This window comes from Paenibacillus hemerocallicola (genome assembly GCF_006265175.1).
Taxonomy (GTDB): Bacteria; Bacillota; Bacilli; order Paenibacillales; family NBRC-103111; genus Paenibacillus_AB; species Paenibacillus_AB hemerocallicola.
This window is the reverse complement of sequence record NZ_VDCQ01000154.1, coordinates 1-1,186: the sequence shown is the minus strand read 5'-3', so window position 1 is coordinate 1,186 and position 1,186 is coordinate 1. Positions and strand designations below refer to the sequence as shown.

The 1,186-nt window shown below is 50.8% G+C and carries 2 protein-coding genes; both read left to right on the top strand.

Going from position 1 to position 1,186, the window contains the following annotated elements; translation table 11 throughout:
- Positions 1 to 281 (top strand): transposase (locus FE784_RS40540; RefSeq protein WP_139607979.1); only part of this gene is annotated, 281 nt, incomplete at its 5' end.
- Positions 278 to 1,153 carry an IS3 family transposase gene (locus tag FE784_RS40535; RefSeq protein ID WP_342779177.1) on the top strand — a complete coding sequence of 292 codons (876 nt, stop codon included), beginning with the start codon at positions 278 to 280 and terminating at the stop codon, positions 1,151 to 1,153. The genes FE784_RS40540 and FE784_RS40535, both read left to right, overlap by 4 nt.
- The last annotated feature ends 33 nt before the right edge of the window (positions 1,154 to 1,186 follow it).

The following is a 1,186-nucleotide window of genomic DNA, read 5'->3' as shown; positions in this document are numbered from 1 at the left end:
AACGCTATAACGAGACGTTTAAACGTGAAGCGGTAAAGTATGTGCAAGAGCAGGCGAAGACGCTGGAGCAGCTCGCCGATGAGCTGAATATCAATCCAGGTACGTTACGGAACTGGGTCGGAAAGTACCGGGAATTCGAACATGAGCCTGTGAATCAAGGGGAAACCCTTCGTCAGCAATCGCAACTCCTCGAAGAGCAAAAACGTGAAATTGAGGATCTGAAGGAAGAGATTGCGATCCTAAAAAAGGCCATGCACATCTTCAGCAAAGAAAGGAACTGAGGTTCCAATTTATCGAAGATCATCGCTCCGAGTTTCGATTGGAGAAGATGTGCGGCGTATTTCAGGTGTCCAGGAGCGGCTATTACAAGTGGCAGGCCTCAGAGGCATCCGAGCGGGCGAAGCGCAAAGCAACGCTGACCGAGCGGGTGAGATGGCACTTCTACGACTCGGAGGAAACCTACGGCAGCCCCCGAATCCGGCGCGAGCTGGTGAAGGAAGGATGGACCGTCTCGGAGCGCACGGTAGGCCTCATCATGCGTGAACTCGGCCTTCGTTCGTGCATGGCCCGTAAGTTCAGGGTCGCCACGACCGATTCCAAGCATGACCTGCCTATTGCTCCCAACGTGCTGCAACAAGATTTCACGGCCACGAAACCAAACGAAAAGTGGGTGGCCGACATCACCTACATCCCGTGCCGTCAAGGAAAGCTCTACCTTGCCAGTATTCTGGACCTGTACACGAAACAAATTGTGGGATGGAAGCTTAGCGATCGCATGACGATTGACCTTACCCTGGATGCATTGAATATGGCGTATGCTGCCAAGAAGCCCCCCAAGGGTTTGATTCACCACTCCGACCGCGGTTCACAGTATGCCGCCAAAGACTACCGTGCCCAGTTGGAGCGCTATAAAATGAAACCAAGTATGAGTCGCAAGGGTAATTGCTATGATAACGCCTGTATCGAAGCCTTTCACAGTATCTTAAAGCGCGAGCTCATCTACAGTAAGCCCAAGTTCAAGACCAAGGAAGAAGCACAGCAAAAGCTCTACCGCTATCTTGAATTCTTCTACAACCGAAAACGCTCCAATAGTACCATCGGGTATATGTCACCGGTGCGTTTTGAGCAACTTTATTACGCGAGTGCAGCTTAAATTAATGGTGTCTACTTTATTGACAGAAGAGCA